16 protein-coding genes are annotated in these 23,491 nt (G+C 70.8%); 4 read left to right on the top strand and 12 right to left on the bottom strand.

Annotation, left to right across the window (positions count from 1 at the left end):
* Position 1 precedes the first annotated feature (1 nt).
* On the top strand, positions 2-931 hold the full coding sequence (locus tag OIE74_RS16780) for an alpha/beta hydrolase (protein ID WP_329383979.1): 930 nt from the start codon (positions 2-4) through the stop codon (positions 929-931).
* Here OIE74_RS16780 and OIE74_RS16775 read toward each other — a convergent pair.
* The 4 genes from OIE74_RS16775 to OIE74_RS16760 all read right to left on the bottom strand — a co-directional run bounded on the left by OIE74_RS16775 (position 840) and on the right by OIE74_RS16760 (position 2,612).
* Positions 840-1,520 (bottom strand): TetR/AcrR family transcriptional regulator, encoded by a 681-nt coding sequence (locus OIE74_RS16775; RefSeq protein WP_329383976.1) that lies wholly within the window; start codon positions 1,518-1,520, stop codon positions 840-842. The genes OIE74_RS16780 and OIE74_RS16775 overlap by 92 nt on opposite strands.
* Before the next feature lie 103 nt (positions 1,521-1,623).
* Positions 1,624-1,806: a histidine kinase gene (locus tag OIE74_RS16770; RefSeq protein ID WP_329383973.1), complete on the bottom strand. Its 183-nt coding sequence runs from the start codon at positions 1,804-1,806 to the stop codon at positions 1,624-1,626.
* Entirely contained in the window at positions 1,788-2,366 is a 579-nt protein-coding gene (locus tag OIE74_RS16765; protein WP_329383970.1) for a DUF7134 domain-containing protein, read from the bottom strand. Before OIE74_RS16765 ends, OIE74_RS16770 begins: the two co-directional genes overlap by 19 nt.
* Before the next feature lie 27 nt (positions 2,367-2,393).
* On the bottom strand, positions 2,394-2,612 hold the full coding sequence (locus tag OIE74_RS16760; RefSeq protein ID WP_329383968.1) for a hypothetical protein: 219 nt from the start codon (positions 2,610-2,612) through the stop codon (positions 2,394-2,396).
* 170 nt (positions 2,613-2,782) lie between these two features.
* On the opposite strand from OIE74_RS16760, the gene OIE74_RS16755 reads away from it, so the two are divergent.
* Complete coding sequence (locus OIE74_RS16755) at positions 2,783-3,352, top strand: flavoprotein (protein WP_329383966.1); 570 nt, start codon at positions 2,783-2,785, stop codon at positions 3,350-3,352.
* 43 nt (positions 3,353-3,395) lie between these two features.
* Here OIE74_RS16755 and OIE74_RS16750 read toward each other — a convergent pair whose 3' ends face one another.
* The 3 genes from OIE74_RS16750 to OIE74_RS16740 form a co-directional block, all read right to left on the bottom strand.
* The gene (locus OIE74_RS16750; RefSeq protein ID WP_329383963.1) at positions 3,396-4,004 is read right to left on the bottom strand and encodes a TetR/AcrR family transcriptional regulator; all 609 of its coding nucleotides are present in this window, start codon (positions 4,002-4,004) and stop codon (positions 3,396-3,398) included.
* 83 nt (positions 4,005-4,087) lie between these two features.
* Complete coding sequence (locus tag OIE74_RS16745) at positions 4,088-5,413, bottom strand: hypothetical protein (RefSeq protein ID WP_329383960.1); 1,326 nt, start codon at positions 5,411-5,413, stop codon at positions 4,088-4,090.
* Between the two features lie 163 nt (positions 5,414-5,576).
* Positions 5,577-6,218 (bottom strand): response regulator transcription factor, encoded by a 642-nt coding sequence (locus OIE74_RS16740; protein WP_329383957.1) that lies wholly within the window; start codon positions 6,216-6,218, stop codon positions 5,577-5,579.
* Positions 6,219-6,439: 221 nt separating this feature from the next.
* Between OIE74_RS16740 and OIE74_RS16735 the strand changes: the two genes are divergently transcribed.
* On the top strand, positions 6,440-8,548 hold the full coding sequence (locus tag OIE74_RS16735; protein ID WP_329383955.1) for a lantibiotic dehydratase: 2,109 nt from the start codon (positions 6,440-6,442) through the stop codon (positions 8,546-8,548).
* 36 nt (positions 8,549-8,584) lie between these two features.
* On the opposite strand, the gene OIE74_RS16730 is transcribed toward OIE74_RS16735, so the two are convergent.
* From OIE74_RS16730 to OIE74_RS16710, 5 genes are read right to left on the bottom strand one after another with little or no spacing between them, the layout of a single operon-like run.
* Positions 8,585-9,415: an ABC transporter permease gene (locus OIE74_RS16730; RefSeq protein ID WP_329383953.1), complete on the bottom strand. Its 831-nt coding sequence runs from the start codon at positions 9,413-9,415 to the stop codon at positions 8,585-8,587.
* The gene (locus OIE74_RS16725; RefSeq protein WP_329383950.1) at positions 9,415-10,260 is read right to left on the bottom strand and encodes an ABC transporter permease; all 846 of its coding nucleotides are present in this window, start codon (positions 10,258-10,260) and stop codon (positions 9,415-9,417) included. The genes OIE74_RS16730 and OIE74_RS16725 overlap by 1 nt, the downstream gene beginning before the upstream one ends.
* Positions 10,238-11,377: an ABC transporter ATP-binding protein gene (locus OIE74_RS16720; protein WP_329383948.1), complete on the bottom strand. Its 1,140-nt coding sequence runs from the start codon at positions 11,375-11,377 to the stop codon at positions 10,238-10,240. Before OIE74_RS16720 ends, OIE74_RS16725 begins: the two co-directional genes overlap by 23 nt.
* The gene (locus OIE74_RS16715) at positions 11,331-12,113 is read right to left on the bottom strand and encodes a thioesterase II family protein (protein ID WP_329383945.1); all 783 of its coding nucleotides are present in this window, start codon (positions 12,111-12,113) and stop codon (positions 11,331-11,333) included. The genes OIE74_RS16720 and OIE74_RS16715 overlap by 47 nt, the downstream gene beginning before the upstream one ends.
* Positions 12,113-17,653, bottom strand: a complete 5,541-nt coding sequence (locus OIE74_RS16710; RefSeq protein ID WP_329383943.1) for a type I polyketide synthase — start codon at positions 17,651-17,653, stop codon at positions 12,113-12,115. Before OIE74_RS16710 ends, OIE74_RS16715 begins: the two co-directional genes overlap by 1 nt.
* 244 nt (positions 17,654-17,897) lie before the next feature.
* On the opposite strand from OIE74_RS16710, the gene OIE74_RS16705 reads away from it, so the two are divergent.
* Positions 17,898-23,474 carry a type I polyketide synthase gene (locus tag OIE74_RS16705; RefSeq protein WP_329383939.1) on the top strand — a complete coding sequence of 1,859 codons (5,577 nt, stop codon included), beginning with the start codon at positions 17,898-17,900 and terminating at the stop codon, positions 23,472-23,474.
* Positions 23,475-23,491: the final 17 nt, after the last annotated feature.

The raw sequence follows: 23,491 nt of genomic DNA, 5'->3' as shown, positions 1-23,491 counted from the left end.
CATGGACTTCGCCGAGGCAGCTGTCCGTACGGCCCTGAACAGCGCGTCCTACGTGTCACCCCGGCTCGCGGGCAAGGCCGCCTTCCGGCTCTTCCGGGTCCCGCGCGGGCGCAGCCGGCTCCGGTCCGGCGAGCGTGCGGTCATGGACCGCGCCGAGGTCAGCGGCATCGCCGTCGGCGGGGAGAAGGCCGTCAGTTACCGATGGGGTACGGGTCTACGGCCGGTGCTGCTGGTGCACGGCTGGGAGTCGCGCGGCTCGCGATTCGCCGCGCTGGTAACCGAGTTGCTGGACCTCGGCCTCAGCCCGGTCGCCTTCGACGCGCCCGGCCACGGCGAAGCCACGGGCGAGGCCATGACGATCGTCGATCTGCGTGACATCGTCATGGCGCTCAACTGGGAGCACGGGCCGTTCGAGATGGTCGTGGCGCACTCGCTCGGTGCCACCGCGACGTTCCTCGCCGTCCAGGAACTCGGGCTGCGGGCGGAGCGGATCGTGGCCATCAGCGCCGTGCCCGACTTCGCGTATCTGGTCGACCGGTTCTGCGCGGGGCCGGGGCTGCGGGCGCGGCTGAACCGCGAGCTTCGGAGGCGTATCGAAGGGGAGTTGTTCCGCGACGAGCCGGACATCTGGTCGCGCTTCTCCGTCCCTCGTACTGAGGTGGAGGGCATGTCGTTCCTGGTCGTCCACGACGAGGACGACGATCTGGTCGATCCCGTCCATTCACGGGCTCTCGCCGGTGCGTTGGGCGATCGGGCGGGGCTGGTCGTCACGCGCGGGCTGGGCCACCGGCGGATCCTGGGCGACCCTCAAGTCGTCGCGGCCGTAAGGGACTTCGTGGTCAGGGAGCGGGCGGGGAGGCGGGCGCGGCCGACGGGGGCGGCGTGGCCGGCAACAGAGCCGGATCGGTCGCCACGGCCCGCAGCCGGTTGAGGACGCCCTTGGCGGCTTTGGCGTAGCAGTTGAAGTCGTCGTGCAGGACGGACTCGGCGTTGGCGCCTTCGAGGAGCGACACGAGCTCGAAGGTGAGCTGGGGGACGTCGGTGTCGTCGCGTACCTCGCCCGCCTCCCTGGCCTCTTCGATGTTCCGGCTCACGAACGCGGCCCAGTCGAGGCGGGCCTGGGCCACCGCGTCGTGGACCTTGCCCTCGCGTGCGTCGTACTCGGCCGAGACCGAGTAGAAGAAGCAGCCGCCGGGGAAGACCCGGCTCTCGGAGTAGGCGATCCATCCGTCGCAGAGCCGCCGTACCCGGGCCAGCCCGGCGGGCATGTCCAGGACAGGCCGTACGACATGATCGATGTAGACCTTGGCTGCGGCGCGGACGGTGGCGAGCTGCAACTCCTCCTTGGAGCCGAACAGCGCGAACACCCCGCTCTTGCTCAGCTCCAGCTCACCGGCCAGTCGGCCGAGCGACAGACCACCGAGACCTTCGACCGAGGCGATCCGGACGGTGTGCTTCAGGATCAGTTGGCGGGTCTGGTTCCCGCGCGCGATGCGTCCGTCGGTGCTCGTGGCTGTCACACGTGCAGTGTACTAACCGTACGACCGTGCGGTCATTGCCCGCGTCAACGGTTTCGGTGGATCGGCGGGGTCCGGGGCCGGGGGTCTCGGCGGAGGCCGATTGTCAGTGGCCCGGTGCAGACTTCGGGTATGACCGAGCTTCGAGGTACGGCAGTTCCGTCAGCGCCCGACGGCCGGTGTCGCTGACGGCCGTCAGTCCCTCACCGGCGCGTTCCGGCGCGGAGGTGAGCAGGAACTGCGCCGCGTCGGCCTGGACCACCATGGCCGTCACGTGGTGGGTGACCACGTCGTGCAGTTCGCGGGCGATCCGCGCCCGCTCGGCGGCCGTGGCCACCTCGGCGGCCAGCCGCCGCCGTTCAGCCTCTTCCGTCCGCCGCGTGTGCACCGTACTCCCCACCAGCCAGACCACGGCCGGTGGTCCAGGACGACGGCCAGCACGGCGTAGCCCGTACTCGCCACGACGGCCAGAGCGTGACGGAAGCGGACCGGATGCGCCCCGGCGGAGTACAGGGCCAGATACAGCCCCAGACTCGCGAACGTCGTCCCGAAGCCCAGCGCCTGGTGCGCGGCGAACGCGCCCGCGATGACGGCCAGAGAGATCGCGGGCCACTTGCGGCGGACAGTCAGCGGCAGGGTCTGGGACAGGACCAGCCCGACACCCAGCATGTTCGCCGGCCGCTCGGGCAGATCGCCGATCTGCGCACCGAGGTTGGACAGGGTCGGCACGAAGGCCAGCAGGGTGAGCGTCAGGGCGAGGACGCCGTCCTTGAAAATGCCGTCCCGCTCCTGCCACCGGTCGAGCGGCGCCTTGAACAGCGGGAGGCTCCACGGCATCTGACGAGACATCACTTCCGTATCCTCCAGTCGCATGTCTCAACGGCCCTTGCGTCGGCGGGACTTGAGCACCGGCACCGGGCCGGGTCCGGTCGCCTTCAGACCCGAGACCAGGCCGACGCCGGCCATCCCTGTCAGCATCCAGCCGAGCGGAGAGCGCGCGATCCGGCCGAAACGGCCGCGGCGTCCGCCTCGTACGTCGCGGTCCTGGTCCGGGCCGGAGCCGGTGTCGTGCTGTGTCGCGGACGTCGCGCCCATGGTGGCTCCCCTGTACTGGTCGCACCTGCGGCGACCTGACGACCACGCTAGGTATCCGCCGACGGCCGCGAATCCCCCACACATGGACACTTCCTGTAGCTCTCATGGGGGATGCGCGACCCGCGCCCGTCGGTCCGCGACCTGCCGGGATGCCCTGCGAGACTGTGGCGATGAGCGAAGTACGTACGGCCCGGGGCGTCTTGGGAGTGGTGGCGTCGGCGGCCGGCGGGGTGACATCGCTCCGCACCGGCCTGGTCGAACCGGCCATCGCCCACGGCTGGCAGGTGGCGGTGACCCTCACCCCGGCCGCGGGCCGCTGGCTCCGCGCGAGCGGCGAACTGGCCCGCCTGGAAGCCCTGACCGGCCTCCCGGTCCGTGACGAGCCCCGCCTCCCCACGGACCCGCGCCCGCACCCGCCGGTGGACTGCTTCGTCGCGGCCCCGGCCACGGCGAACACGGTCGCCAAACTCGCCCTGGGCATCGCCGACAACCAGGCCCTCACCCACCTCACCGAGGCCCTGGGCACCCCCGGCCTTCCGGTGATCGTCTTCCCTGCCATCAACGCCGCCCACGCCCGCCATCCGGCCTGGCCGGCCCACGTCGCCAACCTCCACCGGGCGGGCGTCCACCTGATCGAGGGCCCGGACGTCTGGCCCCTCCAGGAACCCCGCGCGAACCCGCCGGCCCGCGAACTCCCGTGGGCGGAGATCCTGCGGGCGGTGGACAGCGCGACGAGGTGAGGCGAGGGGGGCGGTCAGGCGGGGCCGGTCAGGCCAGCAGCGGTCAGGCGGGCGGCCAGCTCCGCAGGGCCGCGTCGGCCACTCGTCGGAGTTCGTCGTGGTCGGCGCCGCCGGCGGCCTGGACGGCGATGCCGTTCGCGACGGTCATCAGGTAACGGGCGAGCAGCGCGGTGTCGGCGTCCCCCGGCAGATCGCCCTCGTCGACGGCCCGCCGGAAACGCTCGTTCAGGTGCGAGAGGGCTTCGTCGCGCCAGGCGGCCAAGGTGTCGCGGGCCGGCCGCCCGGCGGTGCCGGCGGCCAGGGACCCCTGCACGGAGAGGCATCCGGCGGGTCGGCCGGGGAGCGTGGTCGTACGGGCCGACCCGGCGAGGATCGCGGCGGCCACCTCCCGGGCGGTCGGCTCCTTCAACGCCAGACCCACATAGGCGGCGGGGCCTTCGGCGTATCTCCGCAGCGCCTTCCGGAACAGCTCTTCCTTGTTCCCGAAGGCCGCGTACATGCTGGTACGGGTGATGGCCATGGCGTTGGTGAGATCGGTGAGGCTGGCGCCTTCGTAGCCCTGCGCCCAGAAGACCACCATGGCCCGCTCCAGGGCCTCGTCGGCGTCGAAGCCCCGGGGGCGGCCGATCGGAGACTTCCTGGTGGATTCCATGGCCGACATTCTACCGCTCTTCGGTACCGAACGGTCTGGAGGACCTCGCGCCCTGGGCGGCCAGCCGGCCCCTCCGAAGCGAGTCAATCCGTCGGCAGGTCCTCAAGTACACGGTCAAGGCGCGTCGTTGCCCAGTCGGTGTCGGCCAGGGTGCGCAGCGTCGTCATCCAGTTGGTGAGGATCCGGTCCAGATCGCCCCGGGTGACAGACGTTCGGGAGCTCATCGCTCCGATGCGCAGGAGTGGGCGGTGGCCGTTCTCAAGTGGGGGCGGGTGTTCGACCACGAAGAGGTCGACATCCGCTCCCGTGGGGCAGATGGACACCCCGACCCGTGTGGCTTCAAGGCCCGCCAGGGTGCGTTCGTTCTGTTCGCCGCCGCTCAGTTGGTTGGGCAGGAAGAGAAGGGAGAACGACAGTCCGTCATCGGCGAGGGGGCCCTGGAGGGCGCCTTCCAACTGGTCGTACGGCACTCGCTGTTCCGTGAGGATCGTGAAGACCTCCCTACGGAGGGCGGAGAGGTGGTCCTTGACCGTGCCCGTTCTCGGTGGGACGACAAGCACCCCGTCCGTGGAGAACCGTCCGACCACGCCCTCCTCGTCGGGCCGGCGTGCCGCCAGGGTGGTGGTGAGTGCCAGTGGGGTCCGGGGGTCCGACGTGGCGCCCGCGCTCAGGGCCAGGGCCTGTGCCGTCACGGCCAGCAGGCTTCCGCGTATGTGGCGGATCTTGTCCTTCAGCGTTTTCGCCAAGGCGTCGTCGAGGTCGAGGACTTCTTCGGCGGGGCCGGGCGCCGTGGCCGTGCTCGGGGACGGCCGGGCCCCCGGCCAGAACCGGAGAGCGCCCCGCACCTCCGACTCGCGCTGCGCGACGGCAGCACGGCCCTCGGAGCTGGTCAGCCATTCCAGGCGTGAGGCGCGAGCCCGTGCGTGGTCGGACGCCGGTCGGTGGCGCTCCCCGTCGAGAAGCTCCTCCACCACCAGATTCGCCGACCAGGCGTCACAGACGCGCGGGTCCATGACGACGAGAAGCAGATGGCGGTCGGTGTCGAAGCTGAAGACCACGGCCCGTATCCGGGGCACCGGGCCGGAGGGAAAGGGCTGGTGGGCTTCGCGCCGTGCGCTCGCGAAGGCGCCGCGCCGGCGGTCATCGGCCGTCTCGCCCTCTGTCCACCGACGGTCCAGGGGGACGGCAAGCTCTGCTTCGGGGCCACGGAGGGCGGAATGGCGAGCGACGACCCGCCGCAACTCCACCTGAATGCCCGGCTCGTCGAGTGTTCCACGCAATTCCAGCGCCGCCGTCAGGCTGTGCTCCGGGCATTGCGCCGGAATGTCGTGAGCATCGAGGGAGGCACGTCGCGTCGCGCTGCCGGCGAGTGCGCCATTTTCGCCCTGCCACGCTGAGTTCACTGTCACCTGTCCCCGTGCGTACGTCATCGACAGCCACACGCTAGGCACGCGCCACGCGCTTGGCAACGCTCCCCCTGTATGTCAGTCATTGGCTGTCGCACTTTTCATGACTGGTCCCGGGGCGCCGGTGCGGTCAGACTGGAGCGGAGGTCATTCGTCGCCCGCCCGCCTACTGCAACAACCCGACTTCCACGGCGAATCTGGTGAGGCCGGCCTTGTTCACGGCTCCCACTTTCTGCCGTATTCGATATGCGTATGTGTCCACCGTGGCCTTCGAGAGAGTGAGTCGATTGCCGATCTGCTTGTGCGTGAGTCCCTGTGCGATCATGACCAGGACATCCTTTTCGCGGCGGGTGAGTTCCGGTACGCGCGCGGGCTGCTCCTCCAGCGGATCCATTTCGCGCGGCAGGAAGAGCACATCGGCGATCCGCAGTCCGAGAAAGAAGCCCCCTGAGGAGACTGCCGCTGTCGCGGCCACCAGATTCGAAGGATCCACGTCCTTGCTCACATACCCATGGACCCCGCTACGGAGAGCTTGCAGCACATAGCCCTGTTCCACCTGCGCCGACATACCGAGCACCGGAACCCTGTCGGTCATCTCGGAGAGTGACTCCGGGGAAATGCCGGGTGCGAACGGGTCGGCGATCACCGTAAGACTGTCGAGGCGTTCCTCGCCGATCCCGTAAACGCCGCGGACGTGGGGGAAAACTCCCGAAAGATGGATGTGGCGGGAATTTTCCAAAACCTTTATGGCGCCCTGTATCGCCAGGGAGCCGTCGTCGATGACGGCGACATTGATTCTTGATTCCATGATTCCCCGTTTGTGCGTGCGAAGGAGATGGAGTGGAGCAAGCCCGACTTCCGCTACCCGGGACTTCCTGGAAGGTATGGCGGAATTTCGCCCTCCGGAGCACTGCCTTCCCGCTTGCGGACCTCACCGAGGCCGTCGCGGGGGAGAAATGGGCCGAGGGTCCCCCGGACGCCCAGGCACTGGAACCGGCCGTGGAACTCGCGTCCGCTGACCACTTTCTCATGGCACTCCTCTGGCAGAACCCTCGTGCCGTCGAAGAGGTGGTCGGTCGGCTTCGGCGTCATGTCCGGGGAGAGTCGCGATCGGCGGGCGCCACCGGACGGGCCGCCCGGCGGGCCGAACGCGGCCGGCGCTTCACCACGCGTCTGCTCGGGCAGTACCTCCAGCGCTACTACACCCGGAACGAAAGCGTCGGTTTCTTCGGTCCGCTCACATGGGGCACCTTCGCCGGCGCGCCGAGGATGACCCTTTCCGTGGGGCCCGGTCTCACCGACCAGCAGCACGTGATGTTCGAGGACTGGGCCATCCATGAACTGGGCACTGTCCTGTCCCGTCGACGGGACATCAGACGGCATCTCCCGCCGGCCATGGCGGTGGGCACCACACGTATGGGGCGGATCCTGCTCCGCAGGGGCGGGGCGTCGCGCAGACTGAGTCCGGCGGAGGCGGCGGTGCTCGATCTGACCGACGGGAGGCGGACCGCGGCCGAGATCACGGCCGAAATCGGAGCGGAGAATTCCGCTCTGGATGTACTGGATGTACTGGAGGCCCTGGCCGACGAGTCCGTCATCACCTGGACCTTCGACGTGCCGGTCGACCTGCGCCCCGAAGCCGCGCTGGCACGCGAACTGGCGGCACTGCCGGATGCCCGGGAGGCCCGGGACGCCCGCGAGAAGCTGGACGAGCTGATCGCGACGCGCGAAGAGGTCGGGGCCGCCGGTACGGCCGGCGAACTGGCCGAGTCCCTGGCGCGCGCCGACCGGACCTATACGGAGCTGACCGGGCAGCCGGCCAACAGGTCCCGGGAGCAGGCGGAGTTCGGACACCGGCTGTTCGTCGGTGCCGACCGTCGTGCCGTCGACCTCACCCTCGGCACCCAGGTGCTGGACGAGCTGGCCGGGCCGCTGGGCCTGGTCCTGGACAGCGCGCGCTGGTTCTGCACAAGGATCGGCGCCGAGGCCGACACCTGGTTCGCCGGGGCGTACCGGGACCTCACCCCGTTGTTCGGGCCCGACAACGTACCGCTCGACGCGCTGATCGGCCGGGTCGACGACCGCTTCTGGGACGCGGCCAGTTGCGCACATGTCCGCGACGAACTGACCGCCCGCTGGGAGCGGGTGCTGCGTCCCGACCCCGGGGCCCGGCACATGGAGTACACCACCGCCGAGCTGGCGGGACGGGCGGCCGAGGAGTTCGCCGCCGGGCCCCCGGCCTGGTACGGGGGCCGGCACCACAGTCCCGACCTGATGCTCGCCGCGTCCGACGTGGACGCCGTACGGCGCGGTGACTACCTGGCTGTCCTCGGCGAACTGCACGCCGGCATGGTGACCGCCGACTGCCACAGCATGACGATGTGCGCCGCCGACCCGCACACGGTGGTGCGGCGCCCGGCCGAGGCGGCGCTGGAGGACGGGCCTCCGCGGTTCGTTCCGCTGCACCACCGTGCGCCGGGCGGGCCGACGGGCTTCGACTACCCCCCGCCCGAGACCTTCTCGCCGCGCTACACCTATCTGTCCTTCGGCGAGCGGACCGGTGCGCGCAAACCGCCTGTGGAACCGGTCCTGGCCCGCGAGGTGACCGTCGGTCAGGCGGGTGGTGACGGCCTGACGGCGCGGCTGCCCGACGGCCGGCGCCTGCCGCTGCTCACCGTGCTGGGCGAGTACCTGATCTTTCAGACCGGTTCCGGTTTCCGGGTGCTGCCGGACCTGCCCCACACCCCCCGCATCACCGTGGACCGGCTCGTCGTGGCTCGCGAGAGGTGGCGGACATCGGTCGGCCACCTCGTCCCCCGCCCGGACATGAGCACGCGCGAGCGCTACGCGCGGGTCCGGGAGGTCGCCGAGGAGATCGGACTGCCCCGGCACAGCTTCTGGCGGTACGCCGACGGCGGCCAGGGCAAGCCCGGTTCCGGCCAGGGCAAGCCCCTCTATCTCGACACGCACAGCCCTCTGCTCACTCATGTTCTGGTCGACACCCTGGCCAAGGGCACCACGGCCGGCGGGACCGTGACGTTCTCCGAGATGCTGCCGGACCCCGATGGGCTCTGGCTGCCGGACGCGGCGGGCCGCCGGTACACCAGTGAGCTGAGAATCACCGTCGCGGACGGATGAGACCAGCCCGGCTCCGGCGGTCCCGGCCGCCGGAGCTCAGAACTGGTTCAGCGCTCCCGTGCCCTGGACACGCCGCTCGGCCCGAAGGAACAGCCGTCGCCCCAGCAGCAGCCAGCCGGCCGCGGTCACCATCGCGACGGCGAGTTCGACACCCGGTGGCAGCAGGGTGTCGGTGCCCAGCGTCACGTGCCGCATCAGGTCCAGCGGCATGGTGCCGGGCAGCAGATAGGTCACCCAGCGCACGGCCTCCGGCAGTACGGTGAGGGGAAAGGCGACTCCGGAGAACGCCGCCACCAGCGGGGTGACCGGTCCCAGCAGGTCGTCCGGCCTGCGCATGGTCAGCGCCAGCGCGGCGGCCAGATAGCCGAAGCCGCAGTTGCCGACCAGCAGCAGTACCACAACGGGCAGGGCCAGCAGCACCCCATGAGGGCTGAAGGACGCTCCGAGCGCGACGACACCGAAGGCCACCAGCAGCATGCTCGCCACGGCGGTGAAAATCGTGCCCGCGGCCACCCCGCCCATGACGAACACCTCCCGTGACACGGGGACGGACCAGTTGTGCTCCAGAACTCCGGTGCTGCGGTCGGATTCCAGCGGCCCGGCCACCCCCCTGACGGCGCCCACCATCAGCGTGGCCACCAGCAGACCGACGGACACCCAGCCGACCAGGTCGTCGGTGCCCACGCTGCGGGCCAGACCGGTCGCGGAGCCGTTCACCAGGAACGCGGCGCCCAGCAGCAGGGTGGGGATCACCATCTCGTAGAGCGGCGTGAGCAGGACCAGGTTGATCATGCTCACCGGATAGCGGTACTGCACCCGGAGTTCGCGGGTCATGACGGCCCTCGCCGCCACCACTGTCGGTGTCATCAGTACTGCCCCATCTGTCCGGTCCTGCGGGCATGGCGAAGTGCTCCGCCCAGTGCCAGCACCGCCACCGCCCCCACGGCCACTCCCACTCCGATGAGCGTCAGCAGCCGGGTGGCGATGTCCGTCCGCCAGGCGTGATCGAGGATCGCCCCGCGCAACAGTTCCAGGATCTGTGTGGGTGGCAGTCCCTCGCTGACGGGCTGTATCCAGTCCGGCAGCACCGCGATCGGATAGGAGACCCCGCACAGGATTCCGAGGGCTCCACGGAACACCTCGGTGATTCCCTCCGAGTCACGGAAGCGCAGCGAGACGACCGCCATGAGCGCTCCGATGGCGAAGAGCACGGGGACGGAGGCGACGATCACGCATACGCCTGCGAGCAGTTCGTCAGGGCCGAGCGGAATGCCGAAGGCGAACCGCAGCATCAGACCGACAACACCGAACAGCAGTGCCGCGGGCAGGAGTTCGGCCACGGCCGGCCCGAACAGCACGGTGAACCGGGAGACCGGCGTCAGATGAACCATCTCCAGTGACCCCTGGATCCGTTCCAGCCGCAGGGCCGATCCGGGACCCCAGAGCATCAGGGAGATCCACAGGAACACCGCCCAGCCGAGGTAGATGAACCCGGCCACCTCCGCGGTGCCCGCGCGCGCCGCGAAGGCGTCCACCGAGTCCTGGTGCCCGCCGCCCGAGAAGCCGCTGGCCTGCGCCACGTAGGAGGCCGGTACCACCACGGCGGTCACGGCGAGGACCACCAGGTTGGCGGGGTAGCGGAGCGTTACCTGCAACTCCTTGCGTACCGTGGCCGCGAAGGAGACGGCATCAGCTCTCAGCCCTCCCGGCAACGGACTCTCCTCCTTTTCGCTCGTCGTCCGTGGTGAGGGCGAGGAAGGCGTCACGGAGACTGACCATCTCGTTCTCCAGCCGGCTGACAGTCACCCGGTGCCTGGACGTCACCTCGAAGAGCCAGGGCCCGAGATCCTCCTCGTCCCGGCTGGACAGCGTGAGATCCGCTGTCCAGCCGTCGCTCCCCGAGGCCTCGTTCCGTACGGTCACCAGGGCGCGGCGCGCCAGTTCGGCCCGCAGGGCGTAGAACGTGGCCCGTCCCGGATGGCGCACCTGGACGTTGAGGACCCGGGCGGCTCCCACCGAGCGTTTCAGTTCCACCGGTGTGCCGACGGCACGGACCCGGCCCGCGTGGATGATGCCCACGCGGTCGGAGAGGAGGTCGGCCTCGGCCATGTCGTGCGTGGTGAGCAGAATCGTGTGTCCGTCGTCGCGCAGCCGACGGATGAGACTGTGCAGATCCTCCGCCGAGTGCGGGTCGAGCCCACTGGCCGGTTCGTCGAGCAGCAGAACACCGGGACGGTGCAGCACGGCCCTCGCGATCACCAGGCGCTGCCGCATACCGGTGGAGTACTGCTCCACATAGTCGTCGGCACGGTCGGTGAGGCCCACCTGCTCCAGAAGTTCGGTGATACGCGCCCGTGACCGCCGCCGGGGCACACCGTGCAGTGCGGCGAAATACTCCAGGTTCTGCCGGGCGGTGAGTTTCCAGTAGACGCTCCGCTCCCCGCCGAGGGCGACGCCGAGTTGGGCACGCACGGCGCGGCGGTGCCGCCCGGCGTCGAGGCCGTACACCCGGATACTGCCCGAACTGGGTTCGAGGAGAGTCGCGATCATCCGGACGGTGGTGGACTTGCCCGCGCCGTTGCGTCCGAGCAGCCCGAAGACCTGACCCCTCGGCACCCGCAGATCGATGCTGTCGACCGCCGGGACCGGCCGGTTCTCCTCGTCCTTGCGTCCGGGGTAGAACTTGGTCAGCCGCTCAAGTTCGATCGCGTGGTCCGCGCCCGGTTCGGAATGCCCGTAATGCCCGGTGGGTGCGGCCGCGGCGAACGGGCCCGCGGCGGCCTCAGAACCGCTCCTGCCGAACGCCCTCGCCAGTGGTGTGCGCTGCACGGCGGATCACCTCCATCAACCGGCCCATGCCCCTGAACTCCGGGAAGTGCCCGCCTTCCAGGACGATGGTGTCGAAGGAGGCGGTGGTGACGCTCTGCCAGTGCGGCAGCAGCGCCGCCGGTACAGTCGGGTCGCTGCGGCCCCCCACCGCCGTGACCGGACAGTCCAGCCACGGCAGTTCGGGCCAGGGCGCGATCTCACTGACCCGCAGATCGGCCCGCGCCGTGGCCACCGCCCGGTCGAGCAGCTCGGGATAGGTGTGGAGTTCGCGGGGAATCCCGCCGTACGTCTCCAGCTTGGCCAGCAACGCCTCGTCGGTCATCGCGTGGATCGGTGTGTCCGGGTCCGGGTGGGTGGGCGGGCGCGAGGCGCCGACACACACGTGCCGGGGCGCCGGCAGGCCGCGTTCGGCCAGCCGCGCGGCGAAGGCGCAGGCGAAGCGGGCGCCGACGCTGTGTCCGTAAAGGGCGTACGGCAGCTCCGCCAGCCGGCCGCCGACGGCATCGGCGAGAGAGGCGGTCAACGTCGTCAGATCGGTCGGCAGCGGTTCGTTGTACCGCCTGTCCCGGCCGGGCAGTTGCACCGGCCAGACCTCGATCCCGTACGGGGCGAGGGCACGCGGCCAGTCCCGGAAGAAGGACGCGCCGCCCCCGGCATGGGGAAAGCAGACCAGGCGCATACGGACATCGGCGGACGGGCGGGCCGGCTGGACCCACGGTTCGAGCGTCTCGGTCATCACACGGCTCCGGCCTTGTCGTCCGCGGCTGTTCTCAGCAGTTCGGCCAGCAGCCTCACCGTGGAGTTCTCGAACAGGTCGGCCATGGAGACGGACTGCTGGAGGGTTTCCCGGATCCGGGTCATCACCTGCACCGCGACCAGGGAGTTGCCGCCGAGTTCGAAGAAGTCGTCGTCGACGCCGATGCTCCCGACACCGAGCGTGCTGCTCCACAGGTCCACGAGATTTCGCTGGAGGCCCGGCTCGGGCGCCACGTAGTCCGTGTCGACCAGACGGTCCTCGGTGGCCGTGGCGGTGTTCCCGTCCCCGTCGGCCCCCAGTTGCTTGCGGATGGTCTCCAGGTTCAGCGCGTCGGCGTGCCTGAGCGTGTTGTGGATTCCGACCGGGCAGACGATGAGATGCGGTTCGGGACGCCAGTGCACGATCCTGCGCAGCAGATCGAGCCCGACCTCCGCGGTGATGCCGAACTCGGCGAGACCCAGGGTGCTCGCGTCCTGGCCGAAGGCCTCGTCGTCCTGGTCCGGCCCGTCCTGGCCGCCGGGGGACGCCGTGAGGGCGCGGATCTGGATCGGGTCGATGCGGCGCTCCGCGTAGCCGGTGATGTCGGCGAGCACCCGGCCGTCGTCGCCCAGCAGGGTGATGTCGGTGCTGCTCACTTCCGCCCCGTCGTCGGACACGCGACGGAAGTGTGCCCAGAATCCGGCGGGAAGCGGCTCGTGCACCCGGATACGCCCGTAGCCGAGCGGGAGGTAGGACTCGCCGTCGGCGATCCGCTCCGCGCCGTACTTGGCGTCGACAGCGGAGTCGAGCAGAGCGGGATGGAGCCGGAACAGGGCGGTCTCGGCGCGGTACTCCCCGGGCAGTTCGATCCGGGACAGTTCCTCGCCGTCACCGACGTCGATGCTCTTGATCGAGCCTTCCCAGCGGGAACCGAAGTGGACCAGCCGGGCGGCGCCGTCGATGTACTCCCTTGCGACCGAGAACTTCGAGCACCGTGCGGACAGTTCCGCCAGGTCGAGGCGGGGCGCGGGCTCGATGAGGACGGGGGCCATCCGGCACCGCATCTTCTGCGTCCACTGCCGCGCCCCGCCGCCGGCCGGTGCTGTCGCCACCGTGACGAGGTGGCCGGCGTCGTCGGGGGTCAACACCAGGCGCAGTTCGGTCGGCCCGGACACGGAGACCGGCCCCAGGAAGATCACGTCGGTGATGTCCGCGGTACCACCCACGGCCTCGCGGTAGGCGCCGTCGGCCATCTCGACCAGCGCGGCACCCACCACGACGTCGGTGTCGCCGATGCGGTGTTCGCTGTGGATCCAGTGCTCGCCGGGCTCAAGGACGGTGGCGAACTCGATGTCGTCGCCCTTGCGGGTGATCCGCTGGAGCAGGGGATGGCGGGCGGGTTCCGAGCGGACCCCCGCCTCCAGCCTGCGGAACGCCTCCGGGGCCGCGGTCTCCACGGCCATGCCGAAGTCCTTCCAGCCCGTCCAGCCGATCGAGGTGACGGGCCGGCCGGCACGGGAGGCGACACAGGCGAAGCGGTCCATGAACGTGTTGGCGCCGCAGTAGTCGACCTGGCCGAACATGCCACTGACCGCGATGACCGACGAGAAGAGCACCATGAAGTCGGCCTCGTCACCGAGCAGCCGGTACAGGGCGAGCGTCCCGGCCACCTTGGGACCCAGCACCTGCTGGGCGTCCTGGTCGCCGCGTACGGCGATCATTCCGCCGCCCGCGACGCCCGCGGAGTGGAAGACACCGTGGACGGTTCCCACTCCGGGGTGCTCGCCGCGCACATCGGCGAGTGCCGCGGCCAGCGCCGCCTGGTCGGAGACATCGCAGCGCAACGGGTGCACCGTGGCCCCGAGTTCCTCGATGTCGAGAAGCGAGCGCAGCTTGCGACGCTGCCCCGGTTCGGTCTCGGGGTCGTCCGCCAGCTTCCGCCACCGCTCCCTCGGCGGCAGGGCGGAACGGCCGGCCAGCAGGAGGGTGACGGGGCCCTTCCGGGCCAGGTCCTCGGCGACGGCGAGGCCGAGACCGCCGAGACCACCGGTGATCAGATACGTGCCGTCGGGGCGGATGGCGGGGCTGGTGGCCGGGGTGGCGTCCAGGGGTACGGTCCGGTAGTCCAGGAGCCAGCGCTTACGGCCCCGCCAGGCGACCTGGCGGTCGGTGGCCGGTGCGCCGAACTCCATGAGCACACGGCGGGCCAGGACCTCGGGTGCCTCCTCACTGGGCAGCGCGAGGTCCACCGACCGCGCGCCGACACCGGTCAGTTCGCGTTCCATCACGAGCACCGGGCCCAGCAGGGACGACTTGGCCGGCTCCAGGGTCTCGATGCCGGTGACCTCCTGGATGTTGCTCGACAGGACGTGCAGCCGGATCCGGCCGGGGTCCCGGCCCTCCCGCGGGGTCTGGAACCGGTCGAGCCGCTGCGCCAGATGCAGCAGGTCGTAGAAGCCGTGCGCGAGACCGTCGGTGACGGCGGCGTCGGACAGCGGGTCCCCGGACGGCTCGGTCAGGGTGAAGGCATGGACGACATCGGTGGGAGGCGCCTCGTCCGCCAGCGCGGTGAGCAGAGCGTCCAGGTCCTCCGCGACGCCCGGCCGCACGGTGAAGCGGGCGGGACCGGTTTCGGCGAAACTGTCACCGGCCCGCACCACGGTGACCTTGGTGCCTTCAGCACGTGTCAGCTCCGCGAGCAGACTCCCGGTGACCGGGTGGTCCGATCCGAAGACCAGCCAGTGCCCGGCGGTGACCGTGGGTTCCGCGCCGAGCAGCGGGGCCTCCCGCCACACCTGCGCGAAGGCGGACTCCTCGGGCGGGAGTTCACCGGCGTGCTCATCGGCCCCGGCTGAGGCGCCGGGCCGTACCGGGTCGGGAGCCACCCAGAACTTCTGGCGCTCGAAGGGGTACGTCGGCAGCGACACCCGCAGCCCCGGTCCCGACCACCGCTCCCAGTCGATGTCGAGGCCGTTGACCCACAGCGATCCCAGGGCCTCGGCGAACACCGCGTCATCGGCGGCATCGCGCCGGGGGTGCCGCATGGTCGGGACGATGGGGACCGCGTCGAAGCCCACGTCCTGCCGGGCCAGCCGGCTCAGGGTGTCGCTCGGGCCGGCCTCGACCAGGCAGGTCTCACCGTCGACGAGGGTGGCGAGGCCGTCGGCGAACCGTACGGGGGAGCGCAGATGGGCGGCCCAGTAACGAGGGTCCTGTGCCTGGTCGTCGGTGATCCAGTCGCCGGTGACGTCGGAGACGAAGGGGAGTTGGGGGGCGTGGAGACGGTAACGCGCCACCGTGGCCGCGAACTCCTCGACGCACGGCTCCATCATCCGGCTGTGGAAGGCGTGCGAGGTCTGGAGCCGGGTGTGCGCGACCCCGGCGGACTCGCATGCCGCCACGACGGCGTCGAGCGCTTCGAGGGGACCGGCGACGACGGTGCTGAGCCGGCTGTTGGTCGAGGCGATCTCGACGCCTTCCGGCAGAAGCGCCGCGGTCTGCTGCTCGGGCGCGGCCACCGCGATCATGCCGCCGGGGGGCATCTCGTTCATCAGCCGGCCGCGCGCGGCGACGATCGCGAGCACGTCGTCGAGGGTGAACACACCGGCCAGATGGGCGGCGACGTACTCACCGACCGAGTGACCGATCATGCCCCGCGGTTCGAGTCCGGCGCTCATCAGCAACATGGCCTGGGCGTAGGAGACGGCGAAGAGCGCGGGCTGGCTGTGGCGGGTCTCGCGCAGCCGTCGTTCCGCCTCGTCGGCCGGCAGGTCTTCCGGATAGAGCAGTTCCCGCAGATCCAGGTCGAGATGGGGGCGGAGCAGCTCGGCGCAGGTGTCGATCGCCTCACGGAAGACGGTTTCCGTACGGTACAGCTCGCGTCCCATCCCGGCGTACTGGGAGCCCTGGCCGGGGAACATCAGCACCGGGCGGCGCGGGATCACCGCCCCCGGCGCCTTGATCTGACGGCTGGAGCGGGTCGACTGAAGTCCGCTCGCCACCTCGGAGACCGAGCCGCCGGCCACAACTCTGCGGAACCGGTGGGCGGTCCGGCCGCTCTGGAGGGTGCGGGCCACATCCGCGAGGCGGGTGTCGGGATGCGCGTCGAGGTGCCGGCCCAGCAGCCGGGCGGCGTTCTCGGCGGCGTCCGCGGTACGGCCGGAGACCGGGAAGGTGTATGTCCGGCGGCCGGAGGGGACCGCCTTCCCGGGTTCGCGGACGACGGGCCGGGGAGCCTCCTCGATCACCACGTGGGCGTTCGTACCGCCGATGCCGAAGGAGCTGACGCCGGCCCGGCGCGGCCGGGTACCGGCCTTCCAGGGGGTGACCTCGGTGGGGACGTAGAACGGGCTGGTGTCGAGTTCGAGGCTGGGATTGGGGCGCTCGAAGTTGATGTTGGGCGGAATGGCCTCGTGCTGGAGGGCCAGGCATATCTTGATCAGCCCGGCGGCTCCCGCCGCGGGACCGAGGTGTCCGATGTTGGCCTTGACCGAGCCGATGGGGCAGGTGCCGGTTCCCGTGGCGCCGGCGGTACGGAACGCCTTCGTGAGACCGGCGACCTCGATGGGGTCGCCGACGAGGGTGCCCGTCGCGTGCGCCTCGACGAAACCGATGGTGTCCGGGTGCACCTCGGCGACCGCCAGCGCCTCCGCGACCAGCTGGATCTGGCCCTGCACACCGGGAGCGGTGAAGCCCGCGCGGTCGCCGCCGTCGTTGTTGACGGCGGATCCCCGGACCACGGCGTAGATGTGATCACCGTCGGCGAGCGCGTCACCCAGCCGCTTCAGCGCGACCACCCCGACCCCGGTGCCGAACAGGGTGCCGGAGGCGTCGGCGTCGAACGGTCTGATGTGACCGGTACGGGAGTAGATGCCTCCCTCGTGCCAGGTGTAGCCGGTGGCGTAGGGGAGTTCCACCTCGACACCGCCGGCCAGCGCGTAGTCGCACTCGCCGCCGCGCAGCGCCTGGGAGGCGAGGTGTACGGCGACGAGCGCCGTCGAACAGGCCGTCTGCACGTTCACGCTCGGCCCGCGCAGGCCGAGCCGGTAGGAGACGGTGGTGGTGAGGTAGTCGGGACTGTTGCTGACCTCGATCGCCATGTTGCCCACGGCGGACTTGGCGGCGGCGTTGCGTGCCACGTTCCGCTCGCCGTAGAAGTTGTTGGCCATGCCGCCGAAGACACCGACCTGGCCCGGCATCCGGGTCACGTCGTAGCCACTGTCCTCGATGGCGCTGTGACAGGCCTCCAGGAACATCCGGCCCTGGGGGTCGCGGATCTCCGCCTCGCGCGGCGTGTAGCCGAAGAAGCGGGCGTCGAATCCCTCCATGTCGTCGATGAGGGCGGCGGCGTTGACATAGTGCGGGTGGCGGTGGGTACGGGGAGCGACACCGGCGTCCTCAAGCTCCTCCTCGCTCAGCATCGTGATCGACTCGACACCGCCGACGAGGTTCTCCCAGTACTCACCGGGATTGTTCGCCCCCGGGAGCCTGCATGCCATGCCCACGATCGCGATGTGGTCCTCGCGAGGTTCTTCCGCCATAGTCCGTAGTCCCTTTGAGCAGCAGACAGTTTGGGCGGCCACCGTAGGTATGCCTGCTGATTACCGGCAATGTCATATTTGTCTGACCATCAGGATGTGACGAGGTAATGACCGACCTGGATCCGCCGAGGTGTCACGGGCACGCCGGTGACCGCCGTCGGTGTCATGTAAATCTGACATGGCTGGTGGCAGGTCTCCTCGCGTAGCTTCAGTCACCCCGACGAGCTCCGCAGGGGGACATCTCATGAGCACGCAACAGGTGGCCGCGGGTCCGGCCACGCGGCGCTTCGCCGTCATCGGCATGGCCGGCAGGTTTCCCGGTGCGCCGGACATCGACCGGCTGTGGGGCAATCTGCTCGACGGCGTGGAGTCCCTCACGGAGCTCACCGAAGAGCAACTCCGCGGCAGCAACGTGCCGGAGAAGCGCATCGCCAACCCGCGCTACGTCCGGCTCCGGCCGCTGATGGACGATCACGAGGGCTTCGACGCCCCGTACTTCCGGTATCTGTCGCGCGAGGCCGACATCGCCGACCCACAGCATCGGATCCTGCTGGAGGTCAGCAACTCCGCGCTGGAGAACGCCGGTTACGACCCCCGGCGCTACAGCGGCACCGTCGGGGTGTTCGCCGGAAGCAGCCCCGACCGCTATCTGTTCTCGAACGTCTACGAGAACGACGCGGTGCGTGCCGCGGTGGGCACCATGGCGATCGAGGTCGGCAACGCCCCGGACTATCTCGCCACGCGTGTCGCCTACTCACTGGGACTGGACGGTCCCGCCATCTCCCTCTACACCGCGTGTTCCACCTCCCTCGTGGCCATTCACTCCGCGTGTCAGTCCCTGGCGAGCGGCGAGTGCGACATGGCGCTCGCCGGCGGGGTCAGCCTCCAGTTCCCGTACTTCACCGGGCAGGAATGGGCGGAGGACAGCATCTATACGCGGGACGGCCACGTCAGGGTCTTCGACGCCGAGGCGAGCGGAACGAACTTCGGCAGCGGGGCCGGGGTCGTCGTGCTCAAGCGGTACGAGGACGCGGTGGCCGACGGCGACCACATCGAGGCGGTGGCGATAGGTTCGGCCGTCAACAACGACGGAGCCGCGCGGACGGGGTTCACCGCACCGGGCCACGACGGACAGGCCGCCGTCATCACCAAGGCGCTCGCCGCCGCCGGGGCGCACCCCGACAGCATCGGGTACGTCGAGGCACACGGCACCGCGACCGCCCTGGGGGACCCGACCGAGGTCGCGGCCCTCACCTCCGCCTACCGCCGGGCGGGCAGCGCCGCCACCCAGAGCATCCCCATTGGCTCGCTGAAGGGGAACATCGGTCATCTCGGGCCCGCCGCGGGCGTGGTGGGGCTGATCAAGGCGACGCTGGCGATCCGGCACGGTGTCATTCCGCCCGTCATCAATTTCAGCAGCCCGAATCCCCGTATCCCCTTCGCCGATTCACCGTTCTTCGTCAACACCGAGAGCGTGTCCTGGGCCGGCGACGGATCACCGAGGCGTGCCGCGGTCAGTTCCTTCGGGATCGGAGGGACCAACGCGCATCTGATCATCGAGGAGCCGCCGGCGCAGGAGTTGGCGACCGGGGCGGGCCGGCTGGCCACCGGGTCGTACGAAGTCCTCCCGCTGTCCGCCGCGAGCGAGGACGCGCTGGCCGCGGTGCGCGGCCGGCTGGCCGAGCGGCTGGGCACGGACCCGGCGCCCGAGCTGGCGGACGTCGCCCACACCCTTCAGGAAGGCCGCCGCCCGAGCCGGCACCGTACGGCGATCGTCTGCCGGGACACGGACGAGGCGGTCACCCTGCTGAGCCGTCCGGGCGGCCGGGCCCCCGTCCTGGCGCGCCGGGACGCCTCGGTGGCCTTCCTCTTCCCCGGGCAGGGCGCGCAGAGCCTGGGCATGGCCGCCGGGACGTACGCGTCCGAACCCGTCTTCCGCGACACCGTCGACGAGTGCGCCGACCTCCTCGTCGGGCACCTCGGACTCGATCTGCGGACATACCTGTGCACGCGGCCCGAGGACTCCGGGGCCTCGGCGGAGATGAGCGAGCGGCTGCGGCAGACCGAACTCGCCCAGCCCGCGCTGTTCGTGACCGAGTACGCGCTGGCCAGGCTGTGGGAGAGCCGGGGCGTGACACCCGCCGCCCTGGTCGGTCACAGCGTCGGTGAGTACGCTGCCGCCGCGCTCGCGGGCGTGTTCTCCCTCCCGGACGCCCTGCGGCTGGTCGCCCTGCGCGGCCGGCTGACCCAGGCCATGCCGCCGGGCGCGATGCTGGCCGTGGAGCTCCCGGAGAGCGACCTCGCTCCTCTGCTGACCGACGAACTGAGCCTCGCCGCGGTCAACGGGCCGAAGGCGTGTGTGGTCGCCGGCCCCGACAGCGAGGTGGAGCTGCTGGAGGAATGGCTGGGCACCCAGGGCGTACGGCGCCGGCGGCTGGTGACCTCGCACGCCTTCCACTCGGCGATGCTCGACCCTGTCGTTCCCGAGTTCCGCGCGGTGATGGCCGGGACCGAACTCCACCCGCCGCGGATCCCCATGGTCTCCACCCTCACGGGCCGGCCGCTCGACGACGACCGGGCCACGGACCCCGGCTACTGGGCCGACCAGCTGCGGGGCACGGTGCGCTTCGCCGACGCCTGCGCCGCCGTCCACGGCCCCGGGGTCGTTCTCCTGGAGGCCGGCCCTGGGCAGACGCTGACCACGCTCGCACGGCAGTGCCTGCCGTCCGGCGCGGCTGTCGTACCCTCGCTGCCGCGAGCCGGGTCCGAGCGCCCGGAGTCGCGGACGCTCACCGAGGCGGCCGGACTGCTCTGGTGCCACGGTGTCGACGTCGACTGGGCCGCGGTGCGCGGCGCCGGGACGCGCCGGCGGATCGCGCTCCCCGAGTACCCGTACGAGCGTGTGCGCCACTGGGTGGAGCCGGACCCGGACGTGAGCGAGGAGCTGCCCGCCGCCCCGGCCGAACCGGCCGTGCTCGACGCCGCCGACGCGACACATCTGCCCGTCTGGCGCCGGCGCCCCCTGCCCCCCGGGCCGTCGTCGGAGGCCCTGTCCGGGGACGGCCTGTGGCTGGTGCTGACCCATGGCGAAGGCCCCGCCGAGGAGTTGGCCACGGCTCTTGAGGGACGCGGCTCGCGGGTGGTACGGGCGGTGCCCGGCGACAGCTTCGCCGCTCTCGGCGAGAACCGGTTCACCATCGACCCGGGCAGCCGCGCCGACTACGACGCCCTGCTCACCAGCCTGCGCGCGGGCCCCGGCCACCCCACCGCCGTGCTGCACGGACTGACCGCCGGGGCCGCCTCCGCCGATCCGTTCTCGGCCGAGGAGACCGAGCGGGTCCGCACCAACGGTTTCGACAGCCTTCTGTTGCTGTCCCAGGCGCTGTCGCAGGCCGGGCCGGATCTGACGGTGGACATCCGCGTTCTGACCACGGGGTCGAGCGACGTGACGGGCGGCGATCCGGTGGAGCCCGCCAAGGGCCTTCTGCTCGGCCCGTGCCGGGTCATCCCGCACGAGTCACCCACACTCGGCTTCCAGCTTCTCGACATCGACACCGCGACCCCGGGTGAGCGTCTGCTGGACGAGGTCCGTACTCCCGTCACCGATCCTCTGGTGGCCTACCGCACGGGCCGGCGCTGGGTCGCCGACCACGAGCGGGTCACCCTGCCCGAGCACACCGAGATCCCCCGCCTGCTGCGGCGGCGCGGTGTCTACCTCGTCACCGGCGGGCTCGGCGGCATCGGGCTGGAGACGGCCAAGGAACTGGCCCGCACCGTGGCCGCGCGGCTTGTGCTGGTGAACCGCACCGCGCTGCCCGAGCGCGCCTCCTGGGACGCCCATCTCGCGGAGCACGGCCCCGGCGATGAGGTCAGCCGCCGCATCCTGAGCGTCCGTGAGGTGGAGGAACTGGGCGGCGAGGTCCTGATCGCGGCGGCGGACGTCGCCGACGAGAAGGCCATGCGCGAGGTCGTCGACGCGGCCAGGGACCGGTTCGGCCGGTTCCACGGGGTGTTCCACGCGGCCGGTGTGCCCGGCGGCGGCCTCGCCGCGCTGCGTACGCCGGAGCAGGCCCACGCGGTGTTCGCCCCCAAGGTCGACGGCACCCTGGTGCTCGACCGGCTGCTGGGCGACGAACTGGAGGTCATGGTCCTCTTCTCCTCGATCGTGTCGGTCTCCGGTGACTACGGTCTGGTGGACTACTGCTCCGCCAACGCCTTCCTCGACACGTTCGCGCAGGCCCGCCGCGGCGCGGGGGCCCGCCACACCGTGGCCGTCAACTGGTGCGGCTGGACCGAGGTCGGCATGATCGGGAACACCGCCGACGCCGCGCCCGAGATCTTCCGCCGTCTCGAACAGGGCCTGGCCCCCGCCGATGAGACGCCGACGGACCATCCGCTGCTCGGCGGGAGAGTGGACGGATCGGAGGACGAGACGACCTTCACCACCGTCGTCACTCCGGACTTCCACTGGGTACTGGCCGAACACCGCATGGGCGGCGCGGCCGTCTTCCCCGGCACCTCCTACATCGAGATGATGTGCGCCGCCCACTGGGAGCTGACCGGGCCGGGCCCCGTCGAGCTGACCGATGTGCTCTTCAGCCGCCCGCTCGCCGTCCAGGAGCCCCGCGAACTCCAGGTACGGGCACGCCGTACCGGCGCGGGGACGTACGAGATGACCGTACGCAGCCGGTCCGTCGGGGTGGACGAAGGCCGCTGGCAGCACCACGCCATGGGTGTGGTGGCCGGACACCCGGAGGACGACGGGCCCGCGCGGCGGGATCTGGGCGCTCTCCGCAAGGAGTACGAACACGTCTGGACACCGGACTCCTACCAGCAGCCCGTCGCGCTGGTGGGCTTCGGACCGCACTGGCCGGTGATCGAGAGGTTCCATCTGGGCGACGCGGGACACTTGGTGTCGCTGAGGCTTCCCGAAGGCCAGGACGAGGACCTCGGCGACTTCGTCGTGCATCCCTCACTGCTGGACGGGGCCACCGGGCTGAGCATGTTCCTGCCCGAAGTGATCGAATCGGGCGGCAGTTACCTCCCCGTCGGCTACCGGAGGGTGGTGGTGCGGGAATCCCTCTCCGGCCGGCTCCAGAGCCATGTGCGGCCGACCGGGCAGGGGGACGACAGCGCCAAGGCGACCTTCGACATCGGCATCATGGACGAGAACGGCCGCGAGATCGTCTCGGTCGAGGAATTCACCATTCATGTCTTCCAGGCGGACGAGCTCGTCGGGACGGTTGACGCCGCGGCGGACGCGGCGCGGGCACCCGAGCCCGCGGGCCGGCCGGTCCCCGCGGCGACGTCCGGCGGTGTCACGCCCGGCGCGGACTCCACCGACACCGGTCCCGCCGAGCAGCTCATCGCGCCGGGGGAAGGCCTCTCGCTCCTGTGGCGGGTGCTGGCCGCCCAGGACGAGAACCGGTACGTCATCAGCCGCGAGCCCCTGGCGGCACGGGCCGACCGTATCGCCCGGATGTCGGTCTTCATCCAGTCGTCGGGAAGCAGCGAACTCGCCGGCCGCCCCCAGCGCAGAGAACCGTCCCCGGCCATGGGCGAGTCGCCGGCCGAGCAGGCGACCAGCACCGAGAAGAAGCTGACCGAGCTGTGGCAGGACGCCTTCGGCATCTCCCGCGCGGGTCTCGACGAGGACTTCTTCGACCTGGGCGGCAACTCGCTGGTCGCCGTGCAGCTCGCCGTAAGGATCAGGGACACCTTCGGAGTCAACGTGCCCGGGGTCGCGGTGCTGGAGTATCCCACCGTGCGTGATCTGGCCCGCCGGGTGGACGAGCTCCTCGCAGAGACGGGTTCCGCCTGACATGGCGTCCCCGGTGA

Origin of the sequence: Streptomyces sp. NBC_01716 (assembly GCF_036248275.1) — a bacterium.
GTDB lineage: Bacteria > Actinomycetota > Actinomycetes > Streptomycetales > Streptomycetaceae > Streptomyces.
This window is presented reverse-complemented; position numbering and strand designations above follow the sequence as displayed.